Annotated in this window: 19 protein-coding genes; 8 read left to right on the top strand and 11 right to left on the bottom strand. The window is 63.3% G+C overall.

Annotated elements, in window-relative coordinates:
• Positions 1-6 precede the first annotated feature (6 nt).
• Complete coding sequence (locus RA302_RS10875) at positions 7-804, bottom strand: AAA family ATPase (RefSeq protein ID WP_003940948.1); 798 nt, start codon at positions 802-804, stop codon at positions 7-9.
• A 71-nt stretch (positions 805-875) separates the two neighbouring features.
• On the opposite strand from RA302_RS10875, the gene RA302_RS10870 reads away from it, so the two are divergent.
• Positions 876-1,499, top strand: a complete 624-nt coding sequence (locus RA302_RS10870) for an acid phosphatase (protein ID WP_019747801.1) — start codon at positions 876-878, stop codon at positions 1,497-1,499.
• A 17-nt stretch (positions 1,500-1,516) separates the two neighbouring features.
• Entirely contained in the window at positions 1,517-1,996 is a 480-nt protein-coding gene (locus RA302_RS10865) for a GNAT family N-acetyltransferase (RefSeq protein WP_003940724.1), read from the top strand.
• Positions 1,997-2,022: 26 nt separating this feature from the next.
• Here the strand turns inward: RA302_RS10865 and RA302_RS10860 are convergent, their stop codons facing one another.
• Positions 2,023-2,493 (bottom strand): hypothetical protein, encoded by a 471-nt coding sequence (locus RA302_RS10860; protein WP_020907115.1) that lies wholly within the window; start codon positions 2,491-2,493, stop codon positions 2,023-2,025.
• A 41-nt stretch (positions 2,494-2,534) separates the two neighbouring features.
• Here RA302_RS10860 and RA302_RS10855 point away from each other — a divergent pair, with 41 nt between their 5' ends.
• Together RA302_RS10855 and RA302_RS10850 are read left to right on the top strand one after the other, a co-directional pair.
• On the top strand, positions 2,535-3,491 hold the full coding sequence (locus RA302_RS10855) for a diacylglycerol kinase family protein (RefSeq protein WP_020969228.1): 957 nt from the start codon (positions 2,535-2,537) through the stop codon (positions 3,489-3,491).
• 255 nt (positions 3,492-3,746) lie between these two features.
• Complete coding sequence (locus RA302_RS10850; protein WP_003940950.1) at positions 3,747-4,001, top strand: WhiB family transcriptional regulator; 255 nt, start codon at positions 3,747-3,749, stop codon at positions 3,999-4,001.
• A 119-nt stretch (positions 4,002-4,120) separates the two neighbouring features.
• Here RA302_RS10850 and RA302_RS10845 read toward each other — a convergent pair whose 3' ends face one another.
• The 4 genes from RA302_RS10845 to RA302_RS10830 all read right to left on the bottom strand — a co-directional run bounded on the left by RA302_RS10845 (position 4,121) and on the right by RA302_RS10830 (position 7,086).
• Positions 4,121-5,623 (bottom strand): histidine kinase N-terminal domain-containing protein, encoded by a 1,503-nt coding sequence (locus RA302_RS10845; protein ID WP_211917000.1) that lies wholly within the window; start codon positions 5,621-5,623, stop codon positions 4,121-4,123.
• 8 nt (positions 5,624-5,631) lie between these two features.
• A complete protein-coding gene (locus RA302_RS10840; protein WP_007731208.1) occupies positions 5,632-5,847 on the bottom strand; it encodes a biotin/lipoyl-binding carrier protein in 216 nt (71 codons plus the stop codon).
• Between the two features lie 313 nt (positions 5,848-6,160).
• Complete coding sequence (gene rsrA / locus RA302_RS10835; protein WP_003940722.1) at positions 6,161-6,442, bottom strand: mycothiol system anti-sigma-R factor; 282 nt, start codon at positions 6,440-6,442, stop codon at positions 6,161-6,163.
• On the bottom strand, positions 6,439-7,086 hold the full coding sequence (locus RA302_RS10830; RefSeq protein WP_085989606.1) for a sigma-70 family RNA polymerase sigma factor: 648 nt from the start codon (positions 7,084-7,086) through the stop codon (positions 6,439-6,441). Before RA302_RS10830 ends, rsrA begins: the two co-directional genes overlap by 4 nt.
• Before the next feature lie 258 nt (positions 7,087-7,344).
• Here RA302_RS10830 and ybaK point away from each other — a divergent pair, with 258 nt between their 5' ends.
• Positions 7,345-7,839, top strand: a complete 495-nt coding sequence (gene ybaK, locus RA302_RS10825; RefSeq protein WP_338480601.1) for a Cys-tRNA(Pro) deacylase — start codon at positions 7,345-7,347, stop codon at positions 7,837-7,839.
• A gap of 24 nt (positions 7,840-7,863) precedes the next feature.
• On the top strand, positions 7,864-8,577 hold the full coding sequence (locus tag RA302_RS10820; RefSeq protein WP_338480599.1) for an SIMPL domain-containing protein: 714 nt from the start codon (positions 7,864-7,866) through the stop codon (positions 8,575-8,577).
• 3 nt (positions 8,578-8,580) lie between these two features.
• Here RA302_RS10820 and RA302_RS10815 read toward each other — a convergent pair whose 3' ends face one another.
• Positions 8,581-9,333, bottom strand: a complete 753-nt coding sequence (locus RA302_RS10815) for an SOS response-associated peptidase (RefSeq protein ID WP_020969226.1) — start codon at positions 9,331-9,333, stop codon at positions 8,581-8,583.
• A 49-nt stretch (positions 9,334-9,382) separates the two neighbouring features.
• Between RA302_RS10815 and aroA the strand changes: the two genes are divergently transcribed.
• Together aroA and rsgA are read left to right on the top strand one after the other, a co-directional pair.
• Positions 9,383-10,696 (top strand): 3-phosphoshikimate 1-carboxyvinyltransferase, encoded by a 1,314-nt coding sequence (aroA, locus tag RA302_RS10810; protein WP_141487454.1) that lies wholly within the window; start codon positions 9,383-9,385, stop codon positions 10,694-10,696.
• Entirely contained in the window at positions 10,645-11,682 is a 1,038-nt protein-coding gene (rsgA, locus tag RA302_RS10805; RefSeq protein ID WP_338480597.1) for a ribosome small subunit-dependent GTPase A, read from the top strand. The genes aroA and rsgA overlap by 52 nt, the downstream gene beginning before the upstream one ends.
• 92 nt (positions 11,683-11,774) lie before the next feature.
• Here rsgA and RA302_RS10800 read toward each other — a convergent pair whose 3' ends face one another.
• The 4 genes from RA302_RS10800 to RA302_RS10785 all read right to left on the bottom strand — a co-directional run bounded on the left by RA302_RS10800 (position 11,775) and on the right by RA302_RS10785 (position 16,153).
• A complete protein-coding gene (locus RA302_RS10800; RefSeq protein ID WP_019747790.1) occupies positions 11,775-13,016 on the bottom strand; it encodes a fatty acid desaturase in 1,242 nt (413 codons plus the stop codon).
• A 138-nt stretch (positions 13,017-13,154) separates the two neighbouring features.
• On the bottom strand, positions 13,155-14,417 hold the full coding sequence (locus RA302_RS10795) for an acyl-CoA desaturase (protein ID WP_020907111.1): 1,263 nt from the start codon (positions 14,415-14,417) through the stop codon (positions 13,155-13,157).
• Positions 14,418-14,441: 24 nt separating this feature from the next.
• Positions 14,442-15,560, bottom strand: a complete 1,119-nt coding sequence (locus RA302_RS10790) for a ferredoxin reductase (RefSeq protein ID WP_020969224.1) — start codon at positions 15,558-15,560, stop codon at positions 14,442-14,444.
• A 92-nt stretch (positions 15,561-15,652) separates the two neighbouring features.
• Positions 15,653-16,153: a hypothetical protein gene (locus RA302_RS10785; RefSeq protein ID WP_020969223.1), complete on the bottom strand. Its 501-nt coding sequence runs from the start codon at positions 16,151-16,153 to the stop codon at positions 15,653-15,655.
• Between the last annotated feature and the right edge of the window lie 12 nt (positions 16,154-16,165).

Raw genomic sequence — 16,165 nt, 5'->3', positions numbered from 1 at the left:
CCTTCCTCAGAGCGCCAGTTCCGGCGCGAAAGTCACGACTTCATTTCCAGCCCAATGCTTTACGAGATTGTCGGCGAGTTCTCGATAGGCATCCGCGCCCTTGTTCTTTCGCCCGGCAAGGACCGTCGCGCCGGAAGCAGAGGCCTCGGCGAACTTGACGGTCCGTGGAATCGGCGGCGCCAGAACGGCGAGGGAGTAGCGGTCACTGACGTCAGCGAGTACGTCGCGACTGTGCGTGGTTCGAGCGTCGTACAGAGTCGGAAGTGCGCCGAGCAGAACAAGATCCGGGTTGGTGATGGCTTGGACTTCGCGAACCGTACGCAGCAGCTGTCCGACGCCGCGGTGTGCGAGGGTTTCGCATTGCAGTGGAACCAGAACCGACTGCGCCGCAGTCAATCCGTTGAGTGTGAGCACACCCAACGACGGTGGGCAGTCGATGATGATGACGTCGTAAGAACCCAGGAGCGGAGACAGCGCCCGCTTGAGCGCGAACTCTCGACCGGGTCGCATCAGGAGCAGCGCTTCGGCGCCCGCGAGATCGATGGTGGCCGGCAGGAGATCCATACCGTCGTCCGTTTTGAGCACGGCGTCGACCGCGTCGAGATCACCCGCCAGGACCTCGTTGACCGAACGCTCGAGGCGATCGGGGTTGTGTCCGAGCGAGAACGTCAGGCAGCCCTGCGGGTCGAGATCCACCACCAGAACTCGTTGTCCGAGCGCGGACAAAGCCGCACCGAGAGAAGCGACGGTAGTGGTTTTAGCCACGCCGCCCTTTTGATTCGCCACTGCGAGAACCGTCGTCACACGTAGATCCTTGCGCACTTCGCGCCAGGAGGCGAGCTACACACGCGAGGCAGCCTGCAATGATGGTCGACATGACCTCCCAGTCCGCCCCCTCGTCGATCCCCCTCGGTGCTCGCGTCGTACTCATGCGCCACGGTGAAACCGAGTGGGCACGCACCGGGAAACACACGGGCCGGACCGAGGTTCCGCTGACTCCGCTCGGCGAGATGCAGGCAACCGCGACCGGAAATCGCTTGCGAACCCTCGACCTCCGGAACCCCATGATTCTGACGAGTCCGCGGCTGCGCGCACAGTTGACGGGTGATCTCGCCGGCCTGCCGGAAGAGCGAACCTGGGATGCACTTTCCGAATGGGACTACGGCGACTACGAAGGCCTCACGACGCCCGAGATCCGCGCAACGGTGCCCGATTGGACCGTCTGGACACACCCGTGCCCCGGCGGCGAGCAGACCGATCAGATCCATGCCCGCACCGACATGGTGCTGTCGATGGTGCGTTCGCAGCTACCCGAGCGGGACGTGATCCTGATCGGGCACGGCCACTTCTCACGCGCGCTCATCGCCCGCTGGCTCGAGCTCCCGGTCACCGAAGGAAAGCGTTTCGCGTTGTTCCCGGGCGCTTACACGGTTCTCGGTTACGAGCACGGCGCCAGCCACCTCGTCCATCACAACGTGCCGCCGCTCGTGGAGGCTTGAGGCTTAAGATTCTCCCCATGATCCGACGCGCCACGCCCGCAGACGTCCAGCCGATCACCGACATGATCTACGAGTTGGCGGACTACCAGAAGGCCCTCGACGAGTGCACCGTGAAGGCGGAACAGATCGGCGAGGCATTGTTCGGGCCGGCCGCGACGGCCTTCGCGCACGTCGCTGTGAATTCGGCTGACGACGTCGTCGGCATGGCGCTGTGGTTCCGCAATTTCTCCACGTGGGACGGCGCCCACGGCATCTACCTCGAAGACCTGTACGTCAAGCCCAGCCAGCGCGGATCAGGCCACGGAAAGGCTCTTCTGGCCGCGCTCGCCAAGGAGTGCACCGACAACGACTACACCCGGCTGTCCTGGTCGGTGCTCAACTGGAACACGCCCTCGATCAAGTTCTACGAGTCACTCGGTGCCGACGCGAAGACGGAGTGGACCACGTATCGCCTGACCGGCACCCACCTCGGAGCTCTTGCCGCCGAAGCTGAGTAGGACTGAAGCAGGGTAGGCGTTCCGTCCTACTTGTCCCGCGGCTCTTCGGTCTCGTCCGGGTGTCCCTCTTCCGGCGACACCTCGTCTGCGTACGCTCCGTACTCCGCTGCCATCCATCGAGACGTCGGAGCCGAGAACAGGCAGCCCAGAGCGCCGAGAACGACGACACCCAGAACGATGCCGAGCGGCACCTGATGCGAATCGGTCAGGAGCGACCAGGCGACCGGTAGGAGCAGCAACTGCGCGACGACGGCGATTGCCCGGCCCCACCGGCGACCCGTCAGCAAGGCGATACCGGCTGCCAACACCGCGCCGCCGAGGATCGCGACCCACGCGGCAAATCCGTATCCGTTGGTGACGCTCTGATCGTGGCCGGTCGCGCCGCGAATTACTGCGACGATCGCGAACCCGGCGGCAACCAGCCCTTGCAGCGTCACGAGGGCACCTGCCCATGTGACTGTCTTGGGCAGGGCGTTCGGACTGGCGGTATTCGGCACGAGGCCAGCCTAGAACACGACACCGGATAGGCTCATGCCCCGTGCGCGCACTGCTGATCGTCAACCCCAATGCCACCTCCACCACCGCTGCCGGTCGTGACCTGTTGGCACACGCCCTCGAGAGTCGGGTGCGACTTACTGTGGCGCACACCACACATCGGGGACACGCTGCCGAACTGGCGCGCCAAGCCCACGAAGACGGCTTCGGCTCGGTGATCGTCCACGGCGGCGACGGAACGGTCAACGAAGTGGTCAACGGACTGCTCGGGTCACCGCATCCCGCGTCGATGAAATCGGTTCCGGTCGGTCCGATCCCGACGATCGCTGTCGTCCCGGGAGGCTCGGCAAACGTTTTCGCGCGCTCACTCGGTATTGCCGCCGACCCGATCGACGCCACAAACCAACTCGTCGATCTACTCTCGGAACGAACGAGACGCCGAATCGGGCTCGCACACTGCGACAACCGTTGGTTCACGTTCAACGCCGGAATGGGCCTCGACGCCGATGTATGCGAGGCCGTCGACGCCAGCCGTAAGAACGGTGACGCCGCCACACCCGCCCGGTATGTCCGAACCGCAATCGCGGCGTTCTTCCGTGCCAAGCGAGCCGAGCCCGCCCTGACAGTCCACCTCCCCGATCAGGATCCCGTCTCCGGAGTCCACTACGCGTTCGTGTCGAACTCGAGCCCGTGGACATATCTGGAAGAGCGTCCCGTACACACCAATCCGGGAACGACCTTCGACAGTGGACTCGGCATCTTCGCTATGACGAGCACCAAAGTCCTACCGTCTCTGCGGGTTGTGCGACAGCTCCTCGCACGCGGCGCAGAACCGAAATCGAAGGTCCTTCTACGCACCGACGACGTCCCGACAATCACCATCGAATCGTCGCGACCGATCGGACTGCAGATGGACGGCGACTACATCGGACTTCGCGAAAAAGTCGAATTCACCTCGGTCCCGGATGCACTGGAAGTGTTCGCACCGATTCCGACGTGAGTCAGGCAACACGTTTGACCTGCAAAAACTCTGGTGCCGAATAGTCGAAATCGGGTAAAATGCCGGTGACGCCCAGGTGGCCGTCAGGTGTGTCACAAATTAGTGAGTTGGCCCACGAACCCGTTCAAACCTATTGACATACCGCGAGTTCGTGAAAGCATTCACAAGTAACAGTGCGGAAACATTGATGACGCACACACAAACTCATTGGTACCAAATGGTGTGAATACACACCCAATTAAGGAGCGAAAAAAGATGGACTGGCGCCACAACGCAATCTGTCGCGACGAGGATCCCGAACTGTTCTTCCCGGTGGGAAACAGTGGACCGGCCCTCGCTCAGATCGCTGATGCCAAGGTTGTCTGCAACCGCTGCCCCGTCACCGCCGAGTGCCTGTCCTGGGCTCTCGAGTCCGGTCAGGATGCAGGCGTCTGGGGCGGAATGAGCGAAGACGAGCGCCGCGCACTCAAGCGTCGTAACGCACGTACCCGTGCACGCACTTCCGTCTAGGTAGAACCGAGACGTTCGACTCGCGGCGGAGAACAGCCCCTCCGCACAGTCGAAGACGACAGCCCGACACCACATGGTGTCGGGCTTTTTGTCTGCTCGAATCGCTAACGCTGCTCGAATCAGTAACGCGCAGTGCGTCTACCGAGCGGCACGCGCAGAACCGCGTCGGTGCCGCCACCGCTTCCCGGGTGCAGTCCGAGCGAGCCACCGAGTTCGGCGCCCAACAAAGTCCGCACGATCTGGAGTCCGAGCCGATCGGACTTCTCGAGGTCGAAGTTCTCCGGCAGGCCGCGCCCGTTGTCGTGGATGATCACGTCCAACCAGCGCGCAGAACGCTCGGCGCTGAGTGTGACCGTGCCGGTCACTCCCGGATCGAAAGCGTGCTCGATCGCGTTCTGCACCAACTCCGTCAGCACCATGACCAGCGGGGTGGCGCGCTCGGCGGAGAACACTCCGAAACTGCCCTCACGCCGAATCGCCACCGGCACACCCACTCCCGCGACATCGGAGAGCATGGGAACCAACCGGTCGATCACCTCGTCGAGATCCACCTCTTCGTCCACCGACATCGACAAGGTGTCGTGAACGAGGGCGATGGACGTCACGCGCCTCACGGACTCGGTCAACGCCTGTCGCGCTTCGTCGTTGCCGGTTCGCCTGGCCTGTAGACGCAGAAGCGCCGCGACGGTTTGCAGGTTGTTCTTCACTCGATGGTGAATCTCGCGGATGGTTGCGTCCTTGCTCAGGAGAGCGCGATCACGACGCTTGACCTCGGTGACGTCGCGGACGACGACCGCCGCACCGACATGCCGGCCGCCCGGCTTGAGAACCAGGGCTCGCAGCAGAACGGTCGCCCCGCGCGCCTCGATCTCCATACGGCGACCGGGCTTGTCCGCCAACGTATCTCGGATGTATCCCGCAGCTTCCTGAGACTCGAACGGGTCGGTGACCAACGAACGGGTCAACGCCGCGAGGTCTTGGCCCACCAGATCCGAACTCAGACCCATCCGGTGATAGGCCGAGAGCGCGTTCGGGCTGGCATAGACGACGGTGCCTTCGGTATCGAGACGGATGAAGCCGTCGCCCGCACGTGGGCTCGAGTTCGTGTCGGAGCGCGATTCTCGGATCGGGAAGGTTCCGTCGCTGATCATCTGACACAGGTCTTCGGCGCAATCGAGATACGCGAGCTCGAGCGGACTCTGCGCTCGCTGGTGCGACAGGTTGGTGTCGCGGCTCAGAACCGCGATGACTCGCCCGTCCAGACGCACCGGAACGGCTTCCCGACGCGGCGGCATTCCGTCACGCCACGTCTCGTCTTCCCCGCGCACGACGCGGCCCTCGACGAGAGCGCGAAGAACCTGCGGGTGCTCGGACTCGGAAACGACCGTTCCGACCGCGTCCTCCGGAAAAGCCGTCGATGCCGTTGTCGGCCGGCAATGCGCGACGCAGATGACCGTCCCCTCGGATCGGTTCTTCTCCGATTCGGTGCCCACCCACAGGAGAACGTCGGCAAAGGAGAGGTCGGCGAGCAGTTGCCACTCCCCCACGACGCGCTGGAGATGGTCGACCGCCGCACCGGGAAGATCGGTGTGTTCGGCGAGGAGGTCACTGAGAGTGGACATCGTCCGGCTTAGGAGATCACGGCGATCAGATCGCCTTGCTGAATCACGTCGCCGACCTTGACGCCCACCGTCGTCACCGTTCCCGGAACCTCGGCCAGGACGGGAATCTCCATCTTCATGGATTCGAGGATGACCAGGGTGTCGCCGTCCGCAACGACGTCTCCCTCGCTCACGACGACCTGGTAGACCGTCGAAACCATCTCGGCGCGCACGTCTTCTGCCATCGTGAACCTCACTTCTGTCGGAACTGCACTCTGACCACGAAAATACGTCGACGGATCACTCGATCGACCTGCCAATGGAACCACACCGGCATCGGCGTGAAACAATGACGCGAAAGAAACAGAAGGGAGACCAATCATGGGTAAGCGTGGTCGTAAGAAGCGCAGCCGTAAGGGCAACGCCGCTAACCATGGCAAGCGTCCAAACGCCTGACATGTAGCGCAACAAAACGTCCGAGGGGCGGGGAAGCATTGCTTCCCCGCCCCTCGGCGTTACTGCCTTCCGACTGCTGCCGCTCAGATCTTCGCTGACGGGCTAGCTGTCGGTTTCGGTAGTCGTTATGACGATGGTCCGACGCAACTCGACGGTGAGCCGCTGACGCAGGCTTTCCGGCGCGTGGTCTCCACCGCACTTACGGTTGATCAGGCTCTTGACCTTCTCCTCGATCCCGTAGGCCTCGAGGCACGATCCACAATCGTCGATATGACGCTGCAGGCGAGCACGACTCGAATCGTCGCATTCACCGTCGAGCATCAACCAGACGTCGGCGATGACTGCCGAGCAGTCGAGCCTTTCGAATTCGTCCTGCTCACTCATCGTGTGACACCTTCCGTCTCGGTGGCTGCGACTGTGGCTGTGTCGACCGCGCCGTCCCGATTGAATCCCCGGTCTTTTGCGACATCGGCCAAGAGACCACGCAATTGCTTGCGACCACGGTGCAGTCGCGACATCACCGTTCCGATGGGTGTGCCCATGATCTCCGCGATCTCTTTGTACGGGAATCCTTCGACATCGGCGTAGTACACGGCCATACGGAATTCCTCGGGAAGCGACTGCAGCGCCGCCTTGATGTCGTCGTCAGGCAACGCGTCGAGCGCCTCCACCTCGGCCGATCGCAGCCCCGTCGAGGTGTGCTCGGCGGTGGCAGCCAACTGCCAGTCGGTGATCTCGTCCGTCGGATACTGCGCGGGTTGGCGCTGCTTCTTGCGGTACGAGTTGATGTAGGTGTTCGTGAGAATCCGGTACAGCCAGGCTTTCAGGTTGGTACCGGCACGGAACGAACGGAAAGCGGTGTACGCCTTGACGTACGTCTCCTGCACGAGATCCTCGGCATCAGCCGGATTCCGCGTCATGCGCAGGGCAGCGCCGTACAACTGGTCGAGCAGCGGGAGCGCGTCGCGCTCGAACCGGGCAATCAACTCATCCGCAGTTTCGGGCGTTTCGGACACAGCGCCGTCGATAGGTTCAGTTACCCCTGACGGTTCGTCCTTGGGCCGGTCGTGTTCCAGCACTCTGATCCCTTCACTAGCCGTAGGGATCAAGGTTACCGCCAACTGAAGATCCGACCCACGGGCCGGTGGTGGCTCACACACAGCCAGCACGGTCGCTCCTTCGCTTCTCGGGACAAGTTTCATCAACTGGTACCAACACGGGAGTCTGCGACTCTGTTCCCGGCCTGGTCGGATGTACCTGTCGGCGATCCACATAGGGTGTTCCTCATGGCCGGAACAGCGACCCCTGCGACCGTACTTCTCGACAAGTCGAAGACACCGCACCGCGTTCACAGCTACGACCACGATCCTCGCGCCGAATCGTTCGGCGACGAGGCGGTCACTGCACTGGCCGAGTTGGTAGGAGTCGAGGCCGCACAGATCTTCAAGACCTTGGTCGTCAAACTCGACACCGGCAAGCTCGCCGTCGCGGTCCTGCCGGTCCCGAACAAGCTCTCGCTCAAAGCCGCAGCCGCTGCCCTCGGTGCAAGCAAAGCCGTCATGGCCGATCGCGCCGAAGCCGAGCGCTCGAGCGGCTACGTCTTCGGCGGTATCTCACCGCTCGGCCAACGCAAGAAACTGCCGACCGTGATCGATGCGTCGGCGCTCGACTGGGACCGCATTCTCTGCAGCGCCGGTCGACGCGGGCTCGAGATCGAGCTGGCTCCGACGGACCTCGCGCAGTTGAGTGGCGCGGTCACGGCGCAAATCGCGGCGGGCTGAGTATCCGGTCGCTACGGTCTCACCATGCGACCACACCTGAAAACTCTTGCACTGACCGCTGCAGCGGCAGCCCTCACCGTCTCGCTGACGGCCTGCGGGAGTTCGGACAATGCCGCCAAGGAAGTCACGGTAGTCGGATCAGGGCAGGTCCGCGGGGCGCCGGACATCCTCAATGCCGACATCGGCATCGAGGTGGTTGCCCCGGATGTATCGGGAGCGGTCTCGGAGGCGAATGACAAGGCCCGTCAGATGATCGACGCGGTAGTCGCCGCCGGTGTGGCCCCCGACGACGTGCAGACAAGCGATCTGTCCGTCCAGCCGCAGTACGACGCCAGCGGCGGACCGTTCGTCGGCGGCAACGTGACCGGCTACCGGGCAACCAACTCGGTACGAATCGTCGTGCGCGATCTCGACAAGGCCTCTTCTGTCCTGGACGCCGGCATCGCGGCGGGTGGAAACGCGGCACGGCTCGGTAACGTCGCCTTCGCCATCGACGACGACTCTCAGCTTCTGGCCGACGCTCGCACCCGGGCCTTCGAGGACGCGAAGAACCGTGCCGAACAGTACGCGGATCTGTCCGGTACGTCGCTCGAGAACGTCGTGACCATCACCGAGGCACACGACACGAGTGGCGGTCAGACCATGCGCGCTCCCGACGCCTCGATGTCCGACATGGTCCTCGCCCCGGGAACCCAGCAGGTCTCGTTCGAGGTGACCGTTACCTGGGCTCTCGGCTGACCACTAGAGCAGGCTGATCTGCTCGCCGGCACGGTCGACGTCCGGCTCGATCAACTCGTGCCCGTTGTTCTTGACACTGTTGACCAGCGGCCGGACTCGATCGACGTCGATCCGCTCGAAGAGGTCCGGCACCGGTTCGAGCAGAGCCGAATCGACGGTGTTGTCGGGATCGAGCCACGCCTCCCAGCGGTCACGAGGCAGGGCGAGGGGCATGCGGTCGTGAACCTGCTCGAGGTGACCGAGAGAGTCGACTGTGACGATCGAGCAGCTCAGGACGGGGCTCGCGTTCTCGACCCTCGGGTCCCGCCAGGCAGACCACACGCCCGCCATGAACAGCCGTGATCCGTCGTCGGGGTGCATGTAGTAAGGAATCTTCGCTGCCTTTTTCCCGCCGGTGGCCTCGGTCTGCCACTCGTACCACCCGTCCATGGGGACCAGGCAACGCTTGAACTTGAAGGCGGTCCGAAACGCCGGCTTCTCCGCCAGCGAGTCGGCGCGGGCGTTGAACAGGACCGGGCCTTTGCCCAGTTCCTTGGTCCACGACGGCACCAATCCCCACCGCATCCGCCGAATCCTCTTGGTCGGATCGCTGTCGGGGTTCTCCCGATCGTGGCGTTCGACGACGGTCAACACCTCGGTCGTGGGGGCCACGTTGTAATCGGCTTCGACGGGCGCCGAGTGGTCCGTCTCGTCGAGCGCATCGAGTTCCACCGCCAGGGTGGCCGGGTCCGCTGTGGTCGCATACCTTCCGCACATGACACCCAGGGTGGCACGGTTTCGACCATTCCCCCACCGATGAGAGAAGATGGACCATGTGAGTCTGAGTCTGTGGAGCGCCCCGAGGGCCCAAGCACCCGTCGATGCAGTGGTGACGCTGCCCGGATCCAAGTCCATCACCAATCGAGCTCTGATTCTTGCCGCACTTGCGGATGGCCCGTCCACGATCACCGGTGCACTTCGCAGCCGTGACGCCGACCTGATGATCGCAGCTCTGCGTGACCTCGGCATCGGCGTCGAGGAAGCCGGCGATCCGACCACGCTTCGCATCACCCCTGGGCCCCTGCGCGGCGGCGAGGTCGACTGCGGCCTGGCCGGCACCGTGATGCGCTTCCTGCCGCCACTCGCCGCGATGGCCGACGGCATCGTCCGCTTCGACGGCGACGAGCAAGCACGCACACGCCCCCTCGGCACCATCTTGGAGGCACTGCGCGGTCTCGGCGCTCGGATCGAGGGTGACGCACTCCCGTTCACCGTCACCGGAACCGGATCCCTACGCGGAGGAACGGTCACCATCGACGCATCCGGCTCGTCGCAGTTCGTCTCCGGTCTCCTGCTCTCGGCTGCTGCCTTCGAAGAGGGTGTCACCGTTCACCACGACGGCAAGCCCGTCCCGTCCATGCCACACATCGACATGACCGTCGAGATGCTCCGCCGAGCCGGAGTTTCCGTGACGACACCGGCCACGGGCGGAGACGCAGACACGTGGCGAGTGGCACCGGGGCCGGTGCGCGCCGTGGACTGGGCGATCGAACCCGATCTCTCCAACGCCACACCGTTCCTGGCCGCAGCCGCTGTTACCGGCGGAACCGTCAGCGTCCCGATGTGGCCGTCGTCGACGACGCAGCCCGGCGACGCGATCCGCGGGATCCTCGCCTCGATGGGCGCCGACGTCACTCTTGCCGACGGCGTGCTGACCGTTCGCGGCCCGGAGAAACTGCGTGGCATCGACATCGACCTCCACGACGTGGGAGAGCTGACCCCCACCGTCGCTGCCCTGGCCGCTCTCGCCGAGGGCACCTCGCATCTACGAGGTATTGCACACCTGCGCGGGCACGAGACCGACCGTCTGGCCGCCCTCGCCGACGAGATCAACAAGCTCGGCGGCTCCGTCACCGAAACCGACGACGGCCTGACGATCGTTCCCGCGGAACTCCATGGCGGACAATGGCTCTCGTATGCCGACCACCGCATGGCAACAGCCGGCGCCATCATCGGCCTGGTCGTCGACGGCGTCGACGTCGACGATGTCGGAACCACAGCCAAGACACTGCCCGGCTTCGAGAACATGTGGATCGACATGCTCGAGAGTTCGCCGGCGACACCGAAGGCAAGCTTCTGAGTCCGCGGCAGTACGACGAGTCCGACGTCCGGGTACGTCCCGGCCGCGGATCCCGCCCCCGTACGAAGACTCGGCCCGAACATCTCTCGGCCGAATCGGGGATGGTGGTGTCGAAGGATCGTGGCCGTTGGGGTTGCGTCCTCGGCGGCGATCCCGACCGACTGATCGTCACGATGCGTGCCCGCGAACTTGGCCGAACCCCCATCGTCGTCGGCGATCAGGTGGACATCGTCGGCGATCTGTCCGGCAAAACCGATACCCTCGCCCGCATTGTCCGGGTCTCCGAGCGTTCAACGGTTCTGCGACGGACGGCCGACGACACTGATCCCTTCGAACGCATCGTCGTCGCGAACGCGGAGCAGTTGCTCATCGTCGTGGCACTCGCCGATCCCCCACCGCGCACCGGTTTTGTCGAGCGCGCACTGGTCGCCGCCTACGTGGGTGGCCTGACACCGATCATCTGCCTGACCAAAAGCGACCTCGAACCACCCGAGGAATTCGCGAGCACTTTCGCCGACCTCGACATCCAAGTGGTCGTCGCCGGTCGCGACGACCCCCTGGACGAACTGACGCAGATCCTCGAGCACAAGTTGACCGCCCTGATCGGACATTCCGGCGTCGGAAAATCGACATTGGTCAATCGCCTTGTCCCCGATGCCAATCGAGCGGTCGGCATCGTATCCGGCGTCGGCAAGGGCCGGCACACATCGACGCAATCGGTGGCACTCCCCCTCGCCGGTGGCGGTTGGGTGATCGACACCCCTGGCATCCGTTCGTTCGGTCTGGCGCACATCTCGCCCGAGAACGTGGTGGCTGCATTCTCGGATCTCGCTGCGGCGATCGAGGATTGCCCGCGCGGATGCACGCACCTCGGGCCGCCGGCAGACCCCGAATGCAAGCTCGACCTGCTGGAGGGCAAATCCGCTCGACGCGTCGTCGCTGTGCGACAACTGCTGGAAGCGATCAAGTCCAACGATCAGTACTGAGCGACACCCCTTGGCTAGAACAGCAAAGCGGCCCGGCACCATGTCGAATGGTGTCGGGCCGCTTGTTGCGTCTGGTCAGCGCAGGCGGGAAATCAGCGCAGGCCGAGGAGGCTGCGCAGCTTTCCACTCTTGCGCTTACGTGCGATGGCGCTCTTGAGACCGTTACGACGCCCGGTCACGGGATCGACAGTCGACGTCAGTTCGCCGTCGAACATCCGCTCCGACGCCGTCTCGGGCGCATTGTCGACGGTGTCCTTGAGGTACTTGTTGGGCAGCGACAGCTTGGCGATGGTGCGCCAGGACTTGGCGTACTGCACGGCAAGTGGGCCCGTCGTGTACGGCAGGTCGTACTTGTCCGCGAGCTGACGCACCGTGACCGCGATGTCCTTGTAGCGGTTGCTGGGCAGATCGGGGAACAGGTGATGCTCGATCTGGTAGCTCAGGTTGCCCGTCATGAAGTCCATGAGCGCGCTGCCCTCGATGTTGGCGCTGCCGAGCATCTGACGCAGGTACCACTGGGCCTGCGTTTCCTTGTCGATGTCTTCCTTGGTGAACTTCTCGGCACCGTCCGGGAAGTGACCGCAGAAGATGACCGCGTTGGTCCACACGTTCCGCAGGGTGTTGGCGGTGAAGTTGGCCGACAACGTGCTCTTCCACGCCGGGCCGGTGATGGCCGGGTAGATGACGTAGTCGCGCAGGACCTGCTTGCCGATCTTCTCGCCGACCTCGCGGAGCTTGCGCTGGGTCTCTTCCTTGTCGGCGCGGCCCTTGGCCACCTTGCCGAGCTCGAGGTGCTGTGCGGCGATGCCGTACTCGAAGAACAGCGCGAGCAGCGTGTTGTAGACCAGATTGCCGGCGTTGAAGGGCTTCCATCGCTGATCGCGGGTGACGCGCAAGAGTCCGTATCCGACGTCGTCGTCCATTCCGAGGACGTTGGTGTACTTGTGATGCAGGTAGTTGTGGGTCTGCTTCCAGTGCGCAGACGGGCCGGTGACGTCCCACTCCCACGAGGTGGAGTGGATCTCCGGGTCGTTCATCCAGTCCCACTGACCGTGCATCACGTTGTGCCCGAGTTCCATGTTCTCGATGATCTTCGAGAGCGTCAGCAGGCCAACTCCGGCGAGCCACGCCGGACGGCGACGGCTGGCGAAAAGCACTGCGCGGCCGCCGATTTCGAGTGAACGCTGCAGGCGAATGACGTTGCGCACGTAGCGCGCGTCCTTCTCGCCGCGCGACTCCTCGATGTCGCGACGAATCGCGTCGAGTTCGCGGCCGAGCGCCTCGATGTCGGCGTCCGTGAGATGTGCATATTCCTTGACATCTGCAATCGCCATGGAAAGCCTCCTAGCAGTGAGTTAGGCGCAAAGTAGTAAGTGCAGAACGATCATGACTTCGAATCGTTCAGATCAACTGCACCTACTGTAGCGTAACTTACGGCACCGTAGGTTAGGTTTTTCCCGATGTAACCTATATCACTTCCGGCGCTTCGGCATGCGAGAACGCGCCTGCGACTTGAGTGCGGTCAACAATCCGAGGCGCTTGCCGGTGACCGGATCGGTACGCAGGTCCTCGACCATCGCCATGGCTGCGTCCCGGAACCCTGAGTCACGGAACCGTAGTTCCGAGGACGTTTCCGGAGCATTATCCGAGGTCGCAGTCAGCCACTTGTCCGGCAAGGCCAGCTTGTGGATCGTGCGCAGCGCAAGGAGATACTGCTTGAAGAGCGAACCGGTGGTGTACGGGAGATCGAACTTCTCACATAATGCACGCATCTTCACGGCAATTTCGGGGTAGCGGTTGCTCGGCAGATCAGGGAAGACGTGGTGCTCGATCTGGTAGCTCAGGTTGCCACTCATGAGTCCCATGAGCTTGCCCGAATTGAAGTTCGCGCTACCGAGCATCTGGCGCAGGTACCACTCGTGACGAGTCTCCTGCTCGAATTCGGCAACGGTGAACTTCTCGGCGCCGTCCGGGAAGTGACCACAGAAGATGACAACGTACGCCCACAGGTTGCGCACGAGATTCGCGGTGGCATTGGCCGTCATCGTCGACTTCCACGCTGGCCCCGTCAGGGCGGGGAACAAGATGAAGTCCTTGCCCACCTGACGAAAGATCTTGCGCGCGAAGTCTTTGTTCGCCTGCGAGTTCAGTTGCCCCTTTTCCGCGCCCTCCAACTCGGCTGCCGCCGTGAGGTCGTGCAGCGCGATGCCCCACTCGAACGTGGCCGCCAAGATCACGTTGGCGATCGGCTGGAAGAGGTTGATCGGCTTCCACGGCTCGTCACGCGTCATACGCAGGATCCCGAAACCGAGGTCCTCGTCCATCCCGACGACGTTGGTGTACGTGTGGTGCTGGTAGTTGTGGGCACGCTTCCAGTGCTCGGAAGGACCGGTCTGATCCCACTCCCACGAAACGGAGTGAATCTCGGGATCGTTCATCCAGTCCCATTGCCCGTGCATGACGTTATGCCCGAGCTCCATGTTCTCGATGATCTTCGACAGGCTCAGCAGGGTCGTCCCGACCAGCCATGCCGGTCGGTACCGACTGCCGAACAGCGCGATACGCCCACCGAGTTCCAACGCCCGCTGGACGCGAATGACGCGACGAATGTAGCGGGCGTCCCGGATTCCACGAGAGTCTTCGATGTCGAGTCGAATCTGATCGAGTTCACGTCCGAGAGCTTCGACATCGGCCTCGGTGAGGTGCGAAAACTCTTTGATATCGGTGATGGCCACCGTGGTCCTCCGTGTGCCTAGAAGCTATGCGTCCAGCGTACAGTCGCCGGCGGCAGCGGAGATGCACGTCTGAATCCGCTCGCCCTCCGCGTGCTGTTTTCCCGAGCGTAGGTCGATTGCGTGGCCGGCGACGAGAGGCACGACACACGTCTGGCAGATGCCCATGCGGCAACCGAAGGGCATCAAGGCGCCGGACTGCTCGCCGGCTTCCAGAAGCGTCGTCGCGCCGTCGACGGTGATCGTCTTACCCGACTTCTCGAACGTGACCGTGCCGCCGTCCGCCGAGGCGTCGATGCGTGAAACCGCGAATCGCTCCATGTGGAGTCGATCCTCGATGCCTTCCACCTTCCAGACGTCTTCGAGCTCGTCGAGCAACGGAAGGGGTCCGCACGCCCAGGTGTGGCGCTCACGCCAGTCGGGGCAGACCGTGTCGAGAGAACTGAGTTTGAATTTTCCGTCGCGGCGCGTGAGCTGAACGTGGCTCACGAAGTCCTCGTGCTCGGCGTGCAGTGCCGTGAGTTCGTCAGCGAACATCACGTCGGATTCCGTCGGAGCCGAGTGAATGTGCATGACGTCGGGCAATTGACCGCGCCGGTTCATCGTCCGCAACATACCCATGACGGGAGTGATGCCACTGCCGGCGGTGATGAACAGGATCTTCTCCGGCGGCGGATCCGGCAAGGCGAAGTTGCCCGAAGGCGTGGCCAGTCGAACGATGGTTCCCGACGGCACGGCCCCGCTGACGAGGTGGCTCGAGAGAAAGCCCTCTGGCATGGCCTTGACCGCGATGGAAATGCGCTTGTTCTCCCAGTTGGGAGGCGAAGTAAGTGAGTACGACCGCCAATGCCAGCGGCCGTCGATATGCAGACCGATTCCGATGTACTGCCCCGGCTGGTAATTGAAGTCGAATCCCCAACCAGGCTTGATGACGATGGTCGCCGAATCCGTGGTCTCGGGCCGGACTTCGACGATCTGTCCACGCAGCTCGCGGGCAGACCACAACGGATTTGCGAGGTGCAGATAGTCGTCGGGAAGCAATGGTGTGGTCAGCCGTGCCGCCGCACCACGAAGCAGATTGAGCTTCGACCGCGCTGCCGGAACTACCGACGCTGCCGGTGCCTCGATCCAGTCCTTCAGACCCATCAGACCTCCACCTCTCACCTTCCGAACCCACTGCCTACGGTACCGTAGGTTATCAGGTTACGGTACCGTAGGTTACTTCACGGTAAGCACATTCACAGCAGGTCGAGCAAGAACGGCAACTCCTGCGCGGCGTACCACGCCAACTCGTGGTCCTCCGCGTCGCCGAGCGTGAACTCGGCATCGGCGTCACCGAGATCCGCCGCGTCGACTATGCCAGCAGCGCGCTCGATGTCCGATTCTGCCTGTTCGAGGTCGACATGCACAGATGCAACCTGAGCCATCGTCACAGGACCCGCCAATCGAACTACAGAATCGTCGAGATCGGGACGCAACTTCACATCTGCATCGTCGACGTCGGCGGCAACGACAGCACGCCGGAAGGTGACGTCACCCTCCGTTCCGGCGATCAGCCGCAGCGACGCACGCGCAGCCTCACCCATGGCGACCTCGGCCAACTCGTCGTCGTCGCCCGCCGCGTACGACTCACGCAGAGTCGGGGTGACCGCAAAAGCCGTCCGGCTCATCGGGTCGAACTCCTGATCTGCGACCAACTTCTGCAAAATCTCGACCGTCGCCGGTACGTACACCCTCATGAGACCACCTTC

This window comes from Rhodococcus sp. DN22 (assembly GCF_036669995.1).
In the GTDB taxonomy this organism is placed as follows: Bacteria; Actinomycetota; Actinomycetes; order Mycobacteriales; family Mycobacteriaceae; genus Rhodococcus_F; species Rhodococcus_F erythropolis.
The sequence above is the reverse complement of the archived record's forward strand: the minus strand, read 5'-3'. Positions and strand labels throughout refer to the sequence as shown.

Excerpts from the sequence above, each read along its gene's own strand:
- RA302_RS10845 (WP_211917000.1), bottom strand. The coding sequence starts at position 5,623 with ATGTCCACTCTCAGTGACCTCCTCGCCGAACACACCGATCTTCCCGGT.
- RA302_RS10815 (WP_020969226.1), bottom strand. The coding sequence starts at position 9,333 with ATGTGCGGAAGGTATGCGACCACAGCGGACCCGGCCACCCTGGCGGTG.
- rsrA (WP_003940722.1), bottom strand. The coding sequence starts at position 6,442 with ATGAGTGAGCAGGACGAATTCGAAAGGCTCGACTGCTCGGCAGTCATC.
- RA302_RS10785 (WP_020969223.1), bottom strand. The coding sequence starts at position 16,153 with ATGAGGGTGTACGTACCGGCGACGGTCGAGATTTTGCAGAAGTTGGTC.
- RA302_RS10870 (WP_019747801.1), top strand. The coding sequence starts at position 876 with ATGACCTCCCAGTCCGCCCCCTCGTCGATCCCCCTCGGTGCTCGCGTC.
- RA302_RS10800 (WP_019747790.1), bottom strand. The coding sequence starts at position 13,016 with ATGGCGATTGCAGATGTCAAGGAATATGCACATCTCACGGACGCCGAC.
- ybaK (WP_338480601.1), top strand. The coding sequence starts at position 7,345 with ATGGCCGGAACAGCGACCCCTGCGACCGTACTTCTCGACAAGTCGAAG.
- RA302_RS10865 (WP_003940724.1), top strand. The coding sequence starts at position 1,517 with ATGATCCGACGCGCCACGCCCGCAGACGTCCAGCCGATCACCGACATG.
- RA302_RS10840 (WP_007731208.1), bottom strand. The coding sequence starts at position 5,847 with ATGGCAGAAGACGTGCGCGCCGAGATGGTTTCGACGGTCTACCAGGTC.
- RA302_RS10820 (WP_338480599.1), top strand. The coding sequence starts at position 7,864 with ATGCGACCACACCTGAAAACTCTTGCACTGACCGCTGCAGCGGCAGCC.
- RA302_RS10850 (WP_003940950.1), top strand. The coding sequence starts at position 3,747 with ATGGACTGGCGCCACAACGCAATCTGTCGCGACGAGGATCCCGAACTG.
- RA302_RS10790 (WP_020969224.1), bottom strand. The coding sequence starts at position 15,560 with ATGGGTCTGAAGGACTGGATCGAGGCACCGGCAGCGTCGGTAGTTCCG.
- aroA (WP_141487454.1), top strand. The coding sequence starts at position 9,383 with ATGGACCATGTGAGTCTGAGTCTGTGGAGCGCCCCGAGGGCCCAAGCA.